The organism is Sinorhizobium sp. NFACC03 (genome assembly GCF_900103435.1).
Classification (GTDB): Bacteria; Pseudomonadota; Alphaproteobacteria; order Rhizobiales; family Rhizobiaceae; genus Ensifer.
In genome coordinates, this window is the sequence record NZ_FMXF01000027.1 from 59,323 (window position 1) to 77,436 (window position 18,114).

The 18,114-nt window shown below is 64.0% G+C and carries 12 protein-coding genes; 6 read left to right on the forward strand and 6 right to left on the reverse strand.

Translation table 11 applies throughout. The annotated features are described in order from the left end of the window. Position 1 precedes the first annotated feature (1 nt). The 5 genes from BLU35_RS26785 to BLU35_RS26805 all read left to right on the forward strand — a co-directional run bounded on the left by BLU35_RS26785 (position 2) and on the right by BLU35_RS26805 (position 6,236). Positions 2-1,012, forward strand: a complete 1,011-nt coding sequence (locus tag BLU35_RS26785; protein ID WP_057251797.1) for a sugar-binding transcriptional regulator — start codon at positions 2-4, stop codon at positions 1,010-1,012. Continuing rightward, positions 1,009-2,004 carry an aldo/keto reductase gene (locus BLU35_RS26790; protein WP_093235206.1) on the forward strand — a complete coding sequence of 332 codons (996 nt, stop codon included), beginning with the start codon at positions 1,009-1,011 and terminating at the stop codon, positions 2,002-2,004. The genes BLU35_RS26785 and BLU35_RS26790 overlap by 4 nt, the downstream gene beginning before the upstream one ends. A 12-nt stretch (positions 2,005-2,016) precedes the next feature. Then, positions 2,017-3,765 carry a glycerol-3-phosphate dehydrogenase/oxidase gene (locus BLU35_RS26795; protein ID WP_093235207.1) on the forward strand — a complete coding sequence of 583 codons (1,749 nt, stop codon included), beginning with the start codon at positions 2,017-2,019 and terminating at the stop codon, positions 3,763-3,765. Next, positions 3,738-4,580 (forward strand): class I fructose-bisphosphate aldolase, encoded by an 843-nt coding sequence (locus BLU35_RS26800; RefSeq protein ID WP_093235208.1) that lies wholly within the window; start codon positions 3,738-3,740, stop codon positions 4,578-4,580. The genes BLU35_RS26795 and BLU35_RS26800 overlap by 28 nt, the downstream gene beginning before the upstream one ends. A 126-nt stretch (positions 4,581-4,706) precedes the next feature. After that, positions 4,707-6,236, forward strand: coding sequence for an FGGY-family carbohydrate kinase (locus BLU35_RS26805; protein WP_093235209.1), 1,530 nt, complete (start codon positions 4,707-4,709; stop codon positions 6,234-6,236). Positions 6,237-6,778: 542 nt separating this feature from the next. Here BLU35_RS26805 and BLU35_RS26810 read toward each other — a convergent pair. The 6 genes from BLU35_RS26810 to BLU35_RS26835 form a co-directional block, all read right to left on the reverse strand. Further along, positions 6,779-8,518 (reverse strand): M14 family metallopeptidase, encoded by a 1,740-nt coding sequence (locus BLU35_RS26810; RefSeq protein ID WP_093235210.1) that lies wholly within the window; start codon positions 8,516-8,518, stop codon positions 6,779-6,781. Beyond that, entirely contained in the window at positions 8,515-9,369 is an 855-nt protein-coding gene (locus tag BLU35_RS26815) for an ABC transporter permease (RefSeq protein WP_065373265.1), read from the reverse strand. The genes BLU35_RS26810 and BLU35_RS26815 overlap by 4 nt, the downstream gene beginning before the upstream one ends. Before the next feature lie 4 nt (positions 9,370-9,373). Further along, complete coding sequence (locus tag BLU35_RS26820) at positions 9,374-10,297, reverse strand: ABC transporter permease (protein WP_057251787.1); 924 nt, start codon at positions 10,295-10,297, stop codon at positions 9,374-9,376. Positions 10,298-10,357: 60 nt separating this feature from the next. Continuing rightward, positions 10,358-11,845 carry an ABC transporter substrate-binding protein gene (locus BLU35_RS26825; protein WP_502688179.1) on the reverse strand — a complete coding sequence of 496 codons (1,488 nt, stop codon included), beginning with the start codon at positions 11,843-11,845 and terminating at the stop codon, positions 10,358-10,360. A 90-nt stretch (positions 11,846-11,935) separates the two neighbouring features. Beyond that, positions 11,936-13,768 carry an ABC transporter ATP-binding protein gene (locus tag BLU35_RS26830; RefSeq protein WP_286161642.1) on the reverse strand — a complete coding sequence of 611 codons (1,833 nt, stop codon included), beginning with the start codon at positions 13,766-13,768 and terminating at the stop codon, positions 11,936-11,938. Positions 13,769-13,781: 13 nt separating this feature from the next. Further along, positions 13,782-14,366 carry a winged helix DNA-binding protein gene (locus BLU35_RS26835; RefSeq protein ID WP_057251784.1) on the reverse strand — a complete coding sequence of 195 codons (585 nt, stop codon included), beginning with the start codon at positions 14,364-14,366 and terminating at the stop codon, positions 13,782-13,784. Positions 14,367-14,487: 121 nt separating this feature from the next. Here BLU35_RS26835 and BLU35_RS26840 point away from each other — a divergent pair, with 121 nt between their 5' ends. Further along, complete coding sequence (locus BLU35_RS26840; RefSeq protein WP_093235213.1) at positions 14,488-18,108, forward strand: hydantoinase B/oxoprolinase family protein; 3,621 nt, start codon at positions 14,488-14,490, stop codon at positions 18,106-18,108. Positions 18,109-18,114 lie beyond the last annotated feature (6 nt).

Consider the following 18,114-nt stretch of genomic DNA (forward strand, 5'->3'; position numbering starts at 1 on the left):
CATGCCGATTGCCAAATCCACGCTGTCCCCGGTTTCGAATGCGCGCGAAGAACTTGTCGTCGCAAGGCAGATGCACCAGGCGCTCGTCCTGCATTTCCTCGAAGGGCTGACCCAGTCGCAGATCGCCGACCGGCTCGGCATTTCGCAGCCGACCGTCAACCGGCTGATCAAGCGCGGCCGCCAGCTCGGCCTGGTCGAGATCAAGATCAAGTCGCCGATCGAGCCGCTGGTCGACATGGAAGAACAGCTCCTGGCGATCGGCGGCATCCGCCGCGCGATCGTCGTCCCGACGGTCTCCGACAACCAGCAGACGGCACTTCAGGCGGTCGGCGAGGCGGCGGCCCGGCTGCTGCTCGAAGAGATTGGCGACGGCGACACCATCTGCATCACCGGCGGCAAGGGCGTCAGCGCCGTCGTCGCCGGGTTGCAGGCACCGCGCCGCTTCGATGTCGAGGTCATCCCGGCGACCGGCTGCGTACAGGGCAAGCACTATACCGACGTCAATCACGTCTCGACGCTGATGGCCGACCGGCTCGGCGGCCGGTCCTTTCAGATCCATGCGCCGCTTTTTGCCGACAGCGCTGCCGAGCGGGCGATGCTGATCAATATGCGCGCGGTGGCCGACGTTTTCGGTAGGGCGCGAGAGGCGAAGGTCGCGGTGGTTGGCATCGGTTCGATCCTGTCAGACGATTCGAGCTACTACGACCTGCATCCGTCATCGAGCACCGACCGGGCGGCGATCGAGCGCTCCGGCGCGAGCTGCGAACTGCTCGCCCATCTGCTCGATGAACAGGGCCGCGTCTGCGACTACAGCCTCAACCGTTCGCTGGTGTCGCTGACGCTTGAGGAGTTCGCGTCGATCCCGACGAAGATCGGAGTGGCAAGCGGCCCGAACAAGGCGGGGCCGATCCTCAGCGTCATGCGCGGGCGGCATCTCGATACACTGGTGACGGACGAGGCGACCGGTGAGCGTGTGCTCGCCATGGCAAGCGAAAAGGGACTTCTGGCATGAGTGGGGAACAGTTGATGCGCGAGATCGGCCGATCGGGCGTGAAGGCTTCGGCCGTCGGGCTCGGCACCTGGGCGATCGGCGGCTGGATGTGGGGCGGCACCGACGAGCGGGAATCGATCGCCGCGATCCAGGCCTCGCTCGACGCCGGCGTGACGCTGATCGACACGGCGCCCGCCTACGGCCTCGGGCGTTCGGAAGAAATCGTCGGCAAGGCGCTTGCCGGCCGGCGCGACAAGGCCATCATCGCTACCAAATGCGGTCTCGTCTGGCATACGGACAAGGGGCGGCACTTCTTCGACCAGGACGGCAAGCCGGTGCATCGCTACCTCGGCCGCGACGCCATCCGCCATGAGGTCGAGCAGAGCCTGAAGCGGCTCGGCACCGACTATATCGACCTCTACATCACCCACTGGCAGGACCCGACGACGCCGATTGAGGAAACCATGGCCGCCCTCGAAGAGCTGCGCCAGGCGGGCAAGATCAGGGCGATCGGCGCCAGCAATGTCGGCCGCGGCGAACTGGAACAATACATCGCAATCGGCGGGCTTGATGCGATCCAGGAACGCTTCAGCATGATCGATCGCGAGATCGAAGCCGATCTTTTGCCACTGACGAGGCGCAACGGCGTCGCGACGCTCAGCTACTCCTCGTTGGCGCTCGGGCTTCTTTCGGGCGGCATCGGACCAGAGCGCATTTTCTCAGGTGACGACCAGCGTCGCGACAATCCGCGCTTCTCCGTCGGCAATCGTGAGAAGGTCGCGGCCTTTGCCAAGACGATCCGGCCAATCGCCGAGAAGCATGGCGCGACGATCGCCCAGATCGTGATTGCCTGGACGCTTGAACAGGAGGGCGTAACCTTCGCGCTCTGCGGCGCACGCAATCCGGGCCAGGCGCTCGACAATGCCCGGGCCGGAACGATCCGGCTCGATCAGGACGACCTTTCGACCATCGACGCGGCGATCGCGGCGAAGCTGGCGAACATGGACAGGTAACGGGCTGGCATCATGAACCGCGAAGAGATTTTCAACGGGCTCGCCGCGAGCCCGAAGGTGGACGTGTGCGTCCTCGGCGGCGGCATCAACGGCCTCAGCGTCTTTCGCGAGCTGGCGCTGCAAGGGGTAAACGTGCTGCTCGTCGAGAAGCACGACTACTGTTCGGGCGCCAGTGCTGCGCTGTCGCGCATGGTGCATGGCGGCCTTCGCTATCTCGAAAACGGTGAGTTCAGCCTGGTGCGTGAATCGCTGGTCGAGCGTGACCGGCTGCTGAAGAACGCGCCGCACTACGTAGCGCCGCTGCCGACGACGGTTCCGATCTTCGATATCTTCTCCGGTCTCGCAAACGGGGCCGTGCGGTTTCTGGGCCTGACCCGTCGCCCGAGCCGCCGTGGCGCCGTTGCGGTCAAGCTGGGCCTCGGCATCTATGATTTCCTGACGCGCAAACGCGCGCTGATGCCGAAGCACGCCTTTCGCGGGCGACGCGCAACGCTTTCCCGCTGGCCGGCGCTCAATCCCGACATCAAGAGTTCTGCCACTTACTACGACGCCTGGGTCAGCCAGCCGGAGCGTCTCGGTCTTGAGCTCCTGAAGGACGGACTTGCTGCCGGCCCACATGCCCGTGCGCTCAACTATGCCGAACTGGTCCTTGCGGCGCCCGGGCGATACGAGCTGAAGGACGGTGTCAGCGGCGCGGTCGTTACGATCGAGCCCACGCTTATCATCAACGCCACTGGCGGCTGGATCGATATCGCCAACGGAGCGCTGTTTCCCTCGACGTCAAAGCCGGCGCCGCTGATGGGCGGCACCAAGGGATCGCATCTGATCATCGACAATCCGGCGCTGATGAAAGCGCTCGACGGCCACATGATCTATTATGAGAACGAGGACGGCCGCATCTGCATCCTCTTTCCCTATCTCGGCAAGGTGCTGGTGGGCTCGACAGATATCCGCGTCGACGACCCGGAAACGGTGCGCTGCGAACCGGACGAGCGTGACTACATCCTGCAGTCGCTCGCCTTCGTTCTGCCTGATATCAAGATCCGGCGGGAAGAGGTGGTCTTCCAGTTCTCGGGCGTGCGGCCGCTGCCGGCAAGCGAGGACAGTTTTACCGGACGCATCCCGCGCGACCATTTCTGCACCTTCGTCGAAGCTGTCGACGATGGCCCGCCGGTGCTGTGCATGATCGGCGGCAAGTGGACGACCTTCCGCTCCTTCGGCGAAATGGCGGCAGATCTCACATTGGAGCGTCTGGGCCGGGCGCGCCATGTCAGTACCGGCGAGCGTGCCATTGGCGGCGGGCGGCAGTATCCGTCCGATCGCGATACATGGATCGACGATGTCGCGGCATCCACCGGACTTTCGCGCGAGCGCATGCGCACGCTGTTTACGCGTTATGGAACGGGCTCGAGGCAGGTCGCCGATTTCATCGCTGGCGGTGCCGACCACGCCTTGCCACATCCGGATTACTCCGCGCGGGAGCTGCAGTTCCTGGTCCGCAACGAAGCCGTCGAACATCTCGACGATCTCGTGCTGCGTCGCAGCACGTTGGCGATATCTGGCGAACTCTCGCTCGACATGGCCGAGGCTGCTCTCGCTTTGCTTGCGGCCGAAAAGCACTGGTCGCTGGCCCGCGCCGATCACGAGCGCAAACGCTTTCTCACCCTCCTCACCGAGCGCCATGGCGTCGACGAGGAAACCCTCTCCGCACGGAACGAACAAAGGAGTGCATTATGCGAAACAACAGCAAGGTCCGGATGAACCGTCTCTTCGGTGGCGGACGTTGCCTCGATGTCGCGATCGATCATGGCGTCTGCAACGAACCGTCCTTCCTCAACGGTCTCGAAGACATGTCCGCCGTGGTGAAGGCTCTGGTTGCGGCGGCACCGGACGCGATCCAGATGAACTATGGCCAGGCTGACCTCTTGCAGGACGTGCCCGGCAAGGACAAGCCGGCGCTCGTCATGCGTCTCGACATGGGCAACCCCTATAACCGCATCCGCCACCGGCACATGTGGGCGGTGCTGCAGAACGAGGCCGAGCCGCTGATCGGCGCGCTGGCGATGGACGCCGCCTGCGTCGTCGTCAACCTCTTCATGCTGCCGGACGAGCCCGATCTCTTCCGCCAATGCGTCGCCAATATCTCGCGGGTGCGGGCCGATTGCGACAAATACGGCATGCCGCTGATGATCGAGCCCCTGGTAATGCAGCCGGTGACCGAACAGGGCGGTTACATGGTCGATGGCGATGCCGAGAAGATCGTGACCCTGACCAGGCTTGCGCGCGAGATGGGAGCCGATATCGTCAAGGCGGACCCGACCACCAACGCGGAAGATTTCCACAGGGTCGTCGAGGCGGCGCGCTGCCCGGTCCTGGTGCGCGGCGGCGGCAAAGAAGATCTGCGCAACGTCTTTGCCAAATCGGCGGCCTTGATGCACCAGGGCGCAATGGGCATGGTCTATGGCCGCAACATCTACCAGCACGCCAATCCGAGCGCCGTCGTGCGCGGGCTGATGGCGATCATCCATGAGGATGCGGGCGGCGAAGAAGCTTACGCGCTCTATCAGCGCGGCTGAGAATCGCTGGGACGGCATCGCGCCGCAGGGCGCGACGCCTCTTGTGACAGGGTGGAGCGCGTCGCCGTGGAGGACAGCGGTGACGTCTCGGCCGAACGGATTTAGAACCTTGGGAGGGGTTCGCGAATGGGAGAGTATCTGCTCGGGATCGACGCCGGGAACACCGTGATCAAGGCGGTGCTTTTTGACCGAGAGGGCAACGAGATCGCGATGGCCGCTGAGGAAGGGCATAGCCAGGTTCCGACGCCCGGCCATGTCGAGCGAGGGCTCGGTGAGCTCTGGAGCCACGCAAAGGTGGTGATCCGCGCCTGTATCGAGCGTGCCGGTATCCGTGCTGATGAGATCGCGGCGATCGGCTGCGCCGGGCATGGCAACGGCCTCTATGCGCTGGATCGTAGCGGCGCGCCTTTGATCGGCATCCAGTCGCTCGATACCCGCGCGGCCGGCCTCGTGGAGGAATGGCAAGCTGAAGGCGTCGGCCAGCGCACCTATCCGATCGCCGGGCAGCGGCCCTGGCCATCGCAGACGCCGACGCTGCTTGCCTGGCTGAAACGCTTTCGCCCGGACCTCTTCGCCAAGATCGGCACGGTGTTTCTTTGCAAGGACTTCGTCGTCAATCGCCTGACCGGTGCCCGCGTCAGCGACGTCTCCGATATGAGTGGAGCGGGGCTGCTCGACGTCGCCGGGCGACGTTATGACGATGGGCTGATGATGGCCTATGGCCTTCACGACTGCATGGATCTGTTGCCCGATCTCGCCGAAAGCGACGCGATCGTTGGAAGGGTGAGTGAAGAAGCAGCCGTGCAAACGGGACTGGCGGCCGGTACGCCTGTTGTCGGCGGCCTCTTCGACGTCGTCGCCTCGGCGATTGGATCCGGCGTGACAAAGACCGGAGCGGCCTCGATCATTGCCGGTACCTGGAGCATCAATCAGGTCATCATCGATCAGCCGGACCTGAGCAATCCGATCTTCATGTTCTCGACCTTCGATCGAAATCGCTACATGGCGATCGAGGCGAGCGCGACGTCTGCCGCCAATCTCGAATGGCTGGTACGGGAACTGTTTCCACACGACGGCAAGGACGGCCGCTCACCCTTCGATCTGTGCTGCCAATTGGCGGCCGAGGTCGCGCCTGCGGCGAACGATCCGCTCTACCACCCGTTTCTCTATGGAGCGCAGCAGGATGGCAACGCGCGGGCGGGTTTCTACGGTGTCGCCGGCTGGCACACCAAGGGCCATCTGGTCCGTGCCGTGCTCGAAGGCGTCGCCTTCGGACATCGGCAGCACATCGCGACGATGCGAGCTGCAGGCGCGGGTTTCGACGAGGCGGTGCTCTCAGGCGGCGGATCGCGCAGCCTGATCTGGCCGCAGATCTTTGCCGATGTGCTTGATGTGCCGGTGACGGTCGCGCGTTCGCGCGAGACCGGCGCGCTCGGCGCAGCGATCACGGCGGGTGCCGGCATCGGTCTCTTTGCGGACATTTCCGCCGGAGCTGCGGCGATGGTCCAAACCGAGCGCCACTACCGGCCCAACGCCGCGCTCGGCGCGCACTATGACCGCCGCTTCGCGATCTACGGTGAGATCGCCGCCGCCATGGCGCCGATCTGGCGCCGGCTGGCGACATCAGAGCCGTTGGCGAGGGAAGCAGCGGAGTGATCCGATTTCGGCCTGACGCCCTGCCGTTTGCCGGGCCTGCAACGGCAGGCCCGCTTTCGCGAAGGTCGTCGGCTTAGCAGGGGGCGCCGCCGCGAACCGGCGGCCCCGTCAGAAGCGCATGTTGATGCCGGCCTTGATGACGTGGCTGTTGATGTCCTTCTCACTGGAGCCTGAAACGGTGCTGGTGCGGTTGATCCAGGATCATGTCGTAGCGACCGAGCGCGGCGCTGAGCGCCGTCGCCATTTCCAGCTCGCCCTCGACAAGGAGCAGGCGCATTGAATTCTCCGAATACGATAGATTGCCTCACGTCTGGTGGACGAGGATTGCAGCAACGTTGCGGCGCATGGGTGCGCGGGCGTGTGCCGGTTCTAGCGGGACACGCAATGGCACGGCAATGCAGCCTCGTCAGGCTTTACCGTATTCGGTGGTGGGGCGTCGGATGGCCAAAATCGCCAGCGGCGGCTTGTCTCTTGCGGGGAACGCTCAAGGGGTCGGCTTTTGGGCGGCGGCACTGGATACCGTCGCCCTGTGAGGCTTTAGACTAGGCGATGGCCATCATCCGCTGAAACGCGTCGTAGGCGGCAAGCACCGTTTCCTTCTGGGCGTCGTGGCCAGCGATGAAGGCATCGCCATAGATGGTCTCGTCCGGATATTCGGTGATCAGCGTCAGCGGCGCCGTGTGGCGGTCGTCGACCGAGATCATGCAGGGAAAGCCGTTGATGATCCGGAAGCCGGTTTCGCCGGCGTGGGTCTCGTAGAGCACGATCTGCGCGTCGTTATAGGCGAGCAGGCCAGGAACCTTGGCGAGCCGCTCGGTGACTGCCTCGACCAGCCGTTCGGCGCGGTCGGTCCAATCGGCATGATGGCGCATGATCAGGAAGAAGCCCTTGGGCAGGGTCCACATGGCAAAGCCGCGCGGCACGTAGCCCGAAAGCGGCCGGGTCCATTCGTGCGAGGGATAACCATGCAGGTTGACGTGCAGCTGTGCATCCGTCAGCCGCTCGGCTTCCTTGCGGATTTCGCGCTCGTTGAGCGCTGCGCCAGTGCGGTATTCGAGGTCATCGCCAAGTGCTGTGTAGCGGGCGGCGTGATGCATGTGCAGCGGATTGTCCACCCGCAGCCGCTGATGCACGGCGTAGCCGTCGGGGTTTTCGAGCGGCGAGATGGTGAAATGGGTGCCTGAGCGGGCGGCAAGCGCCTGGGCGGCGCGAAGCACCCCGACGATGCCGGTCGTCTCGTTCGGATGCTGGCCGCCGCTGATCATGACCGGCGCATCGGTCCCCTTGTGGTAGCGGGCCTTGACCGATCGGCCGGCGCGCGACTGTGCCTCGAAGGGCTGGCCGTCGATCGCGGCCAGTTCGGCATGGATCTGCGCCACCGTCAGCGGCGCTTCGGCGGTTTCGAGCGTCTGGGCTTCGCCCTCGGCATCACCTGCCTGCAAGGGCCGCACTTCGACAACGACGGTCGGCTTGCCGACGCCAAAGACGATCTCCGGTATGATCTGGCCGGGTTTCAGCCCGCGGTCGCCGAGGGGACGGCCGGACTTCTTCTGGAAGACTTCGAGCAGCGAGAAATAGAAGTCCTCGTGCAGCGCCTCACGAAGGCTCACGACCTCTTCGCCGACGGGCAGGCGGAAGTCGGTGATCGGCAGGGTCACGCGGATGTTGAGCTCTTCGAAATAGGGCTCGCTATCGCCCCAGGCATGGTCGGCAATCGCCTGCATGGTGCCGGCAAAGAGCCGCTCATAGTCGGTTTCGAGATGGCATTCGCGACATTTGTCGCAGCCTTCGTCGAGACGAATCCACCCGGTCGGCGACAGCAGCGTTTCACCGACGAAGTCGGTATGGATACGGTTTGGCGCGAAGACGGCGTGGCTTTGCTGGCGCCCATCGCGGAAAGTCAGCGCGACGTCGTGGGTGAAGGCTGCCTTGCTGCCGGCCTCAAAGCGGATATCGGCATCGCCGACGAGAGCGGCAAGCGGATAGGCTTCGAGCAGGAAGCGGTTCTGCGCAGCGCCCTCATGCTGGGGATAGCCGATGACGACGCTGGCGAGCGCATTGCGGTCGACCTCTTCGAGGAAGAAATGCAGCAGCGGCTTGTAGGCGCTCCTGAGCGTCGCCTTCACGCCGAAGCTCGCAAGCTTCTGTTCCGCCGCCTTGCGGCTTGCGGCATCGTCGAAGAGCCAGGCTTCGAGCTTGGTGCCGCGGGCCGCTTCCTTGCCGTAGGTGGTGAGAAGGGTATCGAGCGTGCGCTCGAAGGCGCCTTCGAAAATCGTCGTCATCGTGAAGTTCTACCGGTTGGGTCGAGGCTGTCGCGCAGCCAGTCGCCGAGAAGATTGAGGCCGAGGACGGTGAGCAGGATCGCCAGGCCCGGGAAGACGCTGACCCACCAGGCGTTCTGCAGGTAGGTGCGGCCGTCGGCGAGCATGCCACCCCAACTCGGGATCAGCGGATCGACGCCGAGGCCGAGGAAGGTAAGGCTGCTTTCAAGCAGGATGTTGTTGGCGACGTTCAAGGTCATCAGCACGATGACCGGGCCGATCAGGTTGGGCAGCAGGTGCTGGAACAGGATCTTGTAGTCGCGAACGCCGATGGCGCGGGCCGACTGGATGAATTCGCGCTCGCGCAGCGACAGCACCGAACCGCGAACCAGCCGGGCATATTGCACCCACTGCGAGACGATCAGGAGGATGATGGTGTTGGTCAGCCCGCCGCCGACGATGGCGATGAAAGTGATCGCAAGCAGGATGAAGGGGAGCGCGAGTTGAACGTCGGCAAAGCGCATGACGAGCATATCCCAGAAGCCGCGATAATAGCCCGAAACGAGCCCCATGACCACGCCGACGACGACGGCGCCGGCAACCGAGGTCAGGCCGACGAGCAGCGAGATCTTGCCGCCGGCAACCACGCGGGCGAGCACGTCGCGCCCGAGCGGGTCGGTGCCGAGCGGATGGGCCCAGTTGACGAAGGGCGGCGTCAGCCGCGCCATCAGATCGATCTTGTCGACGCCACCTGGAAAGAGCACGCCGGAGAAGAGCACGGCCAGGCAGATGCCGCCGGTCAAAAGCGCACCGAGAATGAATTCGAGGTTGCGGAAACGGGCGAAGCGGGTGTTTGCAGCCTTGGTGGTCATCGGCTCACTCCGTCCGGATGCGCGGATCGACGAGGCCATAGGCGATGTCGACCAGGAGATTGACGAACACGATCATCAGGGAAAGCACCGTGATGACCGCCTGAAGCACGGGGTAGTCGCGCGAGGCGACCGCATCGAAGGCGAGCGTGCCCATGCCCGGCCAGTTGAAGACGAGTTCGACGACGACGATGCCGCCGAGCAGGCCGCCGAACTGCAGGCCGAAATAGGTGATCAGCGGGATCGCGCAATTGCGCAGCGCATGCTTGTAGAGCACTTTGGTTTCGCTGAGGCCCTTGGCGCGGGCAACCATGATGTATTGCGACTGCAGGGTTTCCAGCATCGCGGTGCGCACCAGCCGCACATTCGTCGCCGTCAGGATGATGCCCATGGTCAGCGCCGGCATGATGAAGCTCGCAAAGCCGTCCATGCCGCTCGGTGGCAGCCATTTCAGAACGATCGAGAACAACAGCACGAGCATGATCGCCAGCCAGAAGTTCGGGAAGGACAGGCCGATCAGCGATAGGATGCGGATCGTCTGATCCGCCCACTTGCCGCGCGCGACGGCGGCGCGGATACCGAGCGGGATGGAAATCGCGATCGAGACGATCAGCGAGGCGAAAGCGAGCAGCATGGTCGCCGGCAGGGCAGAGGCAATCAGCTGCGAAACCGGGGTGCCGCCGAGGAAGGAGCGGCCGAAATCGAGCGTGAACATGCCTTTGATGAAGTCGGCATATTGCGAAAGGAACGGCTGGTTGAGGCCGAGCCCCTCGCGGATGCGCACGAGGTCTTCCTCAGTCACGCTGCCGGCGCCCTGCGCCAGCATCAGGGCCGGGTCGCCGGTGAACCGGATGGCATAGGAAACGGTCAGTGTCACGACGAACACGACGAAGACCGCCTGCAGAAAACGTTTGATCAGAAATCCGGCCAAGTGACCCGCCCTTTAAAGAAAATGGTCCGCCGCCTCACGCGCGGCGGCGGACCGAATTGTTTACTCGACCGTCACGTCCGTGAGCCGCAGGCGGCTGTCCGGCACCGGGGTGAAGTTCTTGACGCGCTTGCTCACGCCGAAGATGGCATTGAGATTGTAAAGCGGCATCTCGAGCGACCGGTCGGCGGCGTAGTTGGCGATCTGCTTGAGGATCTCCTCGCGCTTGGCCCGATCGGTGATCGAACGCTGGGATTCGAGCAGCTTGTCGAGTTCCGCATCCTGGTCGTAGGGATTCCACTTTTCGCCGGAGTGGTACATGGAGTAGGCGGTGTTGTCGTAGTCGAGTGTCCAGCCACCCCAGGACTGCTGGAACATCGCGCCGGTCTTGCCGGCCGGGATGATGTCGTTCAGCAGAACGTTGGTTTCATAGGGCTTGATCGTCGCGTTGATGCCGATCAGCTGCAGGTAGCTGGCAATCGCCTGTACGACCTCGTTGAAGGTCGCATCGTTGCCGCGAACGTCGATCTGCACGGAGGCGCCCGGCGCAACACCGGCTTCCTTCAGAAGGGCCTTGGCCTGTTCGGGATCGTAGGGCAGCGGCTTCATCGCCGGGTCAAAGCCGAAGGAGAGCTTGCCTTGGAAGCTGGCGATCGGGTCCGCCTGGCCGCCGAGGATCGACTGGATGATGGTGTCGCGATCGACGCCGAGGATGAGCGCCTTGCGCACCTTCGGATCCTTGGTGATGCCGTCGCGGGTGTTGAAGCGCAGAGCGTAGACCGTCGGGCCGGCGCTGGTGACGATCTCCAGGTTGCTGTCGTCCTGGATGGTCGGGATCATGCCGATCGGAATGGTCGGCGGGATCACGAGATCGACGCGGCCGGCCTGCAGTTCGGCAACGGCGGTCGCCGGCTCCGAGATGAAGCGGTAGTTGAGGTTCGAAAGCTTCGGCGCGCCGCCCCAATGATCGGCAAAGGCTTCGAGCTTGATGCCGACCTTCGGCTCGTAGGAGACGAACTTGAATGGGCCGGTTCCGACCGGATGGGCGTTGAAGTAGTCCTCGCCCTTCTCCTGGATGTACTTCGGCGGCACGATCATTGCGCCGTAACCGGCAAGCTTGGTGAGCAGCACCGGATCCGGGGTCTTGAGATGCAGGTCGACTGTCTTCTCGTCGATGATCTCGACCTTTTCAATCACGGCATAGTTGGACTTCTGCGGGCCCTTGGAGCCTTCCTCGCCGAGCAGCCGGTCGAAAGTGAACTTCACCGCTTCCGCGTTGAAGGGCTCGCCATTGTGGAACTTGACGCCTTCGCGCAGCGTGAAGCGCAGGCGCTTGCCGCCGTCGAGTTCTTCCCACGACGTGGCAAGGCCGGGCACGAGCTTGAGATCCGGACCGCGATAGGTGAGCCCATCATAAATGTTGGTGGCGACCGACGCCCAGTTGACGAGGAAGGTGTCGACCGGGTCCCAGCTACCCGGATCCTGCGGCGACGACACGGTCAGCGTGCCGGCGGCAAGGGCCGGGGCTGCGGTCATGAAACTGCCGGCCATCGCGAGGGCGATGAAAGCGGCGTGGATCCCCTTTTTGTTGATCATTTACTCACTCCTGTTTCGACAGCCTTCTCTAGGAAAGAAAGCGGCTCATGCGCCCTTGGCCACAAAGTGGCCGGGGGCGATTTCTTTGCGTGGCAGGACCGCAGGTTCCTGGCCTACGCGACGGATCGGGCTTGGAATCTCGCCTTCCAGCATGGCGCGCTCACGGCCCTTGCCGGGTTCGGCGACCGGTACGGCGGAAAGCAGCCGGCGGGTATAGGGATGGGACGGCGTTTCGAAGACCTGCTGGCGGCTACCGAACTCCATGATCTGGCCGAGATAGAGCACTGCGACCCGGTGGCTCATGCGTTCGACCACGGCCATGTCATGGCTGATGAAGAGATAGGCGAGGCCTTCCTGCTCCTGCAGTTCCATGAAGAGGTTGATGATCTGCGCCTGGATGGAGACGTCGAGGGCGGACAGCGCCTCGTCGGCAATGATCAGCTTGGGGCGCGAGGCGAGCGCACGGGCGATGCAGACGCGCTGGCGCTGGCCGCCGGAGAATTCGTGCGGGTAGCGCCTGGCATGCGCCGTCGTCAGGCCGACGCGCTCCAGGAGTTCGTGCACGCGCTTTTCGATTTCCTTTTCGCCGAGGATCAGACCATGGGTGCGGATCGGCTCGGCGATCGAGAAGCCGACGGTCTTGCGTGGGTCGAGCGAGGCGAAAGGATCCTGGAAGATATACTGGATTTCCTGCTTCAGCCGCTGCCGCTCGGCATAGCTCATCGCCGAGACGGGCCGGCCGCCGAAGAGGATCTCGCCCGATGTTGCGTTCTGCAGCTGCTGGATCGTGCGGCCGATCGTCGACTTGCCCGAGCCGCTTTCGCCGACGAGCGCCAGCGTTTCGCCTGGGAAGATATCGAAGCTGACGTTTTCGATCGCATGCACGCGGTGCGTCGCCTTGCCGAACAGGTTCTTGCGCACGTCGAAGCGGGTAACGAGATCGCGCACGGACAGGATCGGTGCGGCCTCATAGCGAGCGGTGCGCTGGATATGGACGTCGCCGACGCGCTTCGGCTCGCCGTCGACCATCATGGTCAGCGGCAGGCGCTTCGGGAATTTTTCGCCCACCATGCTGCCGAGCTTCGGCACGGCGGAAAGCAGCGTCTGGGTATAGGGGTGCTTGGGGGCTGAGAAGATCTCGTCGACCGGGCCTTCCTCGACCTTGCGGCCCTTCCACATGACAACGACGTCGTCGGCCATCTCGGCGACGACGCCCATATCATGGGTGATGAAGATCACCGCCATGCCGAGCTCCTTCTGCAGGTCCCGGATGATTGTCAGGATCTGCGCCTGGATGGTGACGTCGAGTGCGGTGGTCGGCTCGTCGGCGATCAGGAGTTTCGGCCGGCAGGCAAGCGCCATGGCGATCATGACGCGCTGGCGCATGCCGCCGGAAAGTTGGTGCGGATAGCGGCCGATCAGTTCGCCGCTATCGGGAAGGCGGACCATGTCGAGCAGGCGGCGCGTCTCGACTAGCGCCTCGGCCTTCGTCATCTTCTCGTGCAGCATCAGCACTTCGGCGACCTGGTCGCCGATGGTGAAGACCGGGTTCAGCGAGGTCATCGGCTCCTGGAAGATCATGGCGATCTCCTTGCCGCGGATGGCGCGCATGGTCTTCTGCGGCGCGCTCGTCAGGTCGACCTCGCCATCCTTGCCGCGAAATAGAATGCGGCCTGAGGGGAACTGGCCACCCATCATGTCGGATAGCCGCATGATCGAAAGCGACGTCACGGATTTGCCGGAGCCGGATTCGCCGACGATCGCGAGCGTCCGCCCGGGTGTTACCGTGAAGCTCAGATCTTCGACGACGGGGTTGCCGTTGAAGGCAACGGAAAGCTTCTCGACGGCGAGCAGCGGCGCAGGCTTTTCGACGGTCACGCGGTCTTCCTCGTTACAATGTGGTCGCGGCGCGCGCGGACTGTTCATAGGCGCCCGACATGAAACGCAGGACGGCGGCGATTTCGGAGAGGGTCTCTTCCGAGGGGCGGGCTTTCGCGGTCGACGAGACCAGCAGGCGTTCACGGATCTGGGCGTAGCGCGTGCAGGCGTCCGACCCCTTGTCGGTGATGAGGATGGTCTTTTCCTTGCCTTCCTTGCCTGTCGTCACCAGGCCTGCGGCCTCGAGCTTGCGGATGGCATAGGTCGCGACATGAGTGTCTTCGATATCCAGCACCAAACAGATGTCGGCGAGCTTCTTGCCGCGGTCGCGATGGCGGATCGTGTGCAGGATCAGGATTTCGATCGGGGAAAGGCCCGGCACGCCGGCGGCCGCCATGCAGCGCATCATCCAGCGATGAAAGGCGTGCGACGCGAGGATCAGGCCGTATTCCACTTCCGAAAGACCAGGGGAACCGCCTTCCGCCAAGTGCGCGGAGGAAACGATCGGGCCGATGGCCGCGACCGGCTTTAGATGTTCGGGCAGGGCGTTTTCGGCCCATTCCCGACCTTCGAAGCTATCCTCAGGCTTCTTCGTCATTCAGCTCTTCCTCATCTTGACGATTTTATGTCATCATTTTATCGACATTTTGTCAACGAACTGCTTTGATGAATTTCCGGGCTTGCACAGTCATGCGGCTCGCGAACGAGAGGGATGGACAATGAGCGCACGCGAAACCGGCAGTTGGGACTTCTGGGTCGACCGCGGCGGCACCTTCACCGATGTCATCGGCCGCGATCCGCAAGGGAACCTGCATGCGCGCAAGGTGCTTTCGGAAAATCCGGATGCCTATCGCGACGCCGCAGTGCAGGGCATTCGCCTGCATCTCGGCCTTGCGACCGGTGCCGCGATCCCGACCGGTCTCATCGGCGAAGTGCGCATGGGCACGACCGTTGCCACCAATGCACTGCTCGAACGCAAGGGCGAGCCGCTGGCGCTCGTGACCACCAAGGGTTTCCGCGACGCGCTGAAGATCGGCTACCAGGAGCGCAAGAAGATCTTCGCAACCGAGATCATCAAGCCGGAAGCGCTCTATCAGGACATCGTCGAGCTCGACGAGCGCGTGCTGGCCGACGGAACAGTCGAAACGCCGCTCGATGAGGCGAAGGCGCGCGCGGCACTCGAAGACCTGAAGGGCAAGGGCTACAAGGCCGTCGCCATCGTCTTCATGCACGCCTACAAATATCCCGAGCATGAGGCGGTCGTTGCCCGAATTGCCCGCGAACTCGGCTTCGAGCAGGTCTCGGTCAGCCACGAAGTCTCGCCGCTGATCAAATATGTCGGGCGCGGCGACACCACCGTCATCGACGCCTATCTGTCACCGGTTCTCCGCCGCTACGTCGCCCAGGTCTCGGGCGAACTCGATATCGCCCGCACCGGCGCGCGCGTCATGTTCATGATGTCTTCGGGCGGCCTCACCGCGGCCGAGATGTTCCAGGGCAAGGACGCGATCCTCTCCGGTCCGGCCGGCGGTGTCGTCGGTCTTGCCAAGACCGGTGAAGCCGCAGGTTTCGACCGCGTCATCGGCTTTGACATGGGCGGAACCTCGACCGACGTTGCCCATTTCGACGGCGAATATGAACGCGCGTTTGAGACCGAAGTGGCCGGCGTGCGCGTGCGTGCGCCGATGATGCTGATCCACACCGTCGCTGCCGGCGGCGGCTCGATCCTGCATTTCGACGGCGAGCGTTTCCGCGTCGGTCCCGATTCCGCTGGCGCCAATCCCGGCCCTGCCTGCTACCGCAACGGCGGTCCGCTCGCGGTCACCGACGCAAACGTCATGCTCGGCAAGCTGCTGCCGGAATTCTTCCCGGCGCTCTTCGGTCCAAACCAGGACGAACGCCTCGATGTCGAGGCCGTGCGCGACCGCTTCGCGGCGATGGCCGCCGAGATCGGCGACGGCCGCAGCCCGGAGGACGTCGCTGACGGCTTCATCCGCATCGCGGTTGCCAACATGGTCGAGGCGATCAAGAAGATTTCCGTGCAGCGCGGCTATGACGTCACGCGTTATGCGCTGAGCTGCTTTGGCGGCGCCGGCGGCCAGCATGCGTGCCTCGTTGCCGATCAGCTCGGCATGAAGAGCATTCTCGTGCATCCGATGTCCGGCCTGCTCTCGGCCTATGGCATGGGGCTCGCGGACATCCGTGCCACCCGCCAGAAGGCGCTCGGCGTGGCGCTTGACGACAAGGCGCCGGCAGCGCTCAGCACCCTTGGCGCCGAGCTTGAGGTCGAATGCCTTGCCGAACTCGACGCGCAGGGTATCGCCCGCAACGAGATCCGCACGCATCTGCGCGCCCATATCCGATATGCCGGCACCGATACGGTGCTCGCGGTCGACGCGACCTTCCCGGATGATGACGACATCGCCCGCCTGCGCGCAAAGTTCGAAGAGCTGCACAAGCGCCGCTTCGGCTTCGTCGCCGACAACAAGGCGCTGGTCATCGATGCCGTCGAGGTCGAAACGGTCGGCGGCGGTGCCGCCCAGATGGAGCGCGAAGGCGGCTCGGTCACGGCGGGAACGCCTGACATCGTGCGGCGCACGCGCTTCTATTCGCAGGGCCAGTTCCACGACGCGCCCGTCCTGCTGCGCGCAGAAATCGCGCCCGGCCAGCGGCTCGACGGTCCGGCGATCATCATCGAACCGAACCAGACCATCGTCGTCGAGGATGGCTGGCAGGCGGAACTGACGGCCAAGGACCACATCGTGCTTCGCCGCGTGAAGGCGTTGCAGCAGCAGAGCGCGATCGGCACCCATGCCGATCCGGTCATGCTGGAGATCTTCAACAACCTGTTCATGTCGATCGCCGAGCAGATGGGCGTGACGCTGCAGAACACCGCCTATTCGGTGAACATCAAGGAGCGGCTCGATTTCTCCTGTGCCGTCTTCGACAACCGCGGCAATCTCGTTGCCAACGCACCGCATATGCCGGTGCATCTCGGCTCCATGGATGCCTCGGTCGCGACCGCGATCCGCGAGAATCTGGTGATAAAGCCGGGCGACGTGTTCCTGATCAACGCGCCCTATAACGGCGGCACGCACCTGCCCGACCTTACCGTTTGCACGCCGGTCTTCGACGATGCCGGCAAGGAGATCCGTTTCTGGGTCGCCAGCCGCGGCCACCATGCCGATATCGGCGGCATTTCGCCGGGCTCGATGTCGCCGTTGGCCACCAATATCGAGGAGGAAGGCGTCTACATCGACAACTTCAAGCTCATCGATGCCGGCCGGTTCCGCGAGGCGGAACTCGAAGCGCTTCTGAACGGCGCCCGTTATCCGGTGCGCAACATCCTGCAGAACGTCAACGACCTGAAGGCTCAAGTTGCAGCCAACGAAAAGGGCGTCGCCGAACTCAGGAAGATGATCGCCCAGTTCGGCGAGGACGTGGTCGAGGCCTATATGGGCCACGTCCAGGACAATGCCGCCGAGAGCGTGCGCCGTGTGCTCGACCAGTTGCCGGATGGCGAATTCTCCTACGAGATGGACCAGGGCTGCAAGATCGTCGTCAAGATCACCGTCGACCGCGACAAGCGCGAAGCGACCGTCGATTTCACCGGCACGTCTGAGCAGCGCGGCGACAACTTCAACGCCCCGGCGCCGGTGACCCGCGCAGCGGTGCTCTATGTCTTCCGCGTGCTGGTCGAGGCGGAGATCCCGATGAACGCCGGGTGCCTGCGCCCGATCCACATCGTCATTCCCGAGGGCACGATGCTGACGCCGCGCTATCCGGCAGCAGTTGTTGCCGGCAATGTCGAAGTCAGCCAGGCGGTGACCAACTGCCTGTTCGGCGCGGTCCAGAGCCAGGCCGGCGCGCAAGGCACGATGAACAACCTGACCTTCGGCAACCAGAACTACCAGTATTACGAGACGATCTGCTCCGGTGCGCCGGCCGGTCCCGGCTATAATGGTGCCGATGCGGTCCACACCCACATGACCAATTCGCGGCTGACCGATCCGGAAATCCTCGAAACCCGCTTCCCGGTGGTGCTCGAAGACTTCCACATTCGCGTGGGATCCGGCGGCAGGGGCCAATGGAACGCCGGCAACGGCACCAAACGCACGATCCGCGCCCGCGAGAAACTGGACTTCGCTGTCCTCTCCGGCCATCGCCGTGTCGCGCCTTTCGGCATCAAGGGCGGCAGCCCCGGCGAGCTTGGCCGCAACCTGGTACGCCGCAACGACGGCCGGACGGAAGAATTGTCGGGCTGCGCCCACACGGTTCTCGAAGCCGGTGAAGCCTTTACCGTGGTAACGCCGACCGGCGGCGGCTACGGCCGGTCGTAGGCTTCT

What these genes read in the sequence shown, in the direction of transcription:
- BLU35_RS26785 (WP_057251797.1), top strand. Translation starts at nt 2, where the DNA reads ATGCCGATTGCCAAATCCACGCTGTCCCCGGTTTCGAATGCGCGCGAA.
- BLU35_RS26790 (WP_093235206.1), top strand. Translation starts at nt 1,009, where the DNA reads ATGAGTGGGGAACAGTTGATGCGCGAGATCGGCCGATCGGGCGTGAAG.
- BLU35_RS26795 (WP_093235207.1), top strand. Translation starts at nt 2,017, where the DNA reads ATGAACCGCGAAGAGATTTTCAACGGGCTCGCCGCGAGCCCGAAGGTG.
- BLU35_RS26800 (WP_093235208.1), top strand. Translation starts at nt 3,738, where the DNA reads ATGCGAAACAACAGCAAGGTCCGGATGAACCGTCTCTTCGGTGGCGGA.
- BLU35_RS26805 (WP_093235209.1), top strand. Translation starts at nt 4,707, where the DNA reads ATGGGAGAGTATCTGCTCGGGATCGACGCCGGGAACACCGTGATCAAG.
- BLU35_RS26810 (WP_093235210.1), bottom strand. Translation starts at nt 8,518, where the DNA reads ATGACGACGATTTTCGAAGGCGCCTTCGAGCGCACGCTCGATACCCTT.
- BLU35_RS26815 (WP_065373265.1), bottom strand. Translation starts at nt 9,369, where the DNA reads ATGACCACCAAGGCTGCAAACACCCGCTTCGCCCGTTTCCGCAACCTC.
- BLU35_RS26825 (WP_502688179.1), bottom strand. Translation starts at nt 11,845, where the DNA reads ATGGCCGGCAGTTTCATGACCGCAGCCCCGGCCCTTGCCGCCGGCACG.
- BLU35_RS26835 (WP_057251784.1), bottom strand. Translation starts at nt 14,366, where the DNA reads ATGACGAAGAAGCCTGAGGATAGCTTCGAAGGTCGGGAATGGGCCGAA.
- BLU35_RS26840 (WP_093235213.1), top strand. Translation starts at nt 14,488, where the DNA reads ATGAGCGCACGCGAAACCGGCAGTTGGGACTTCTGGGTCGACCGCGGC.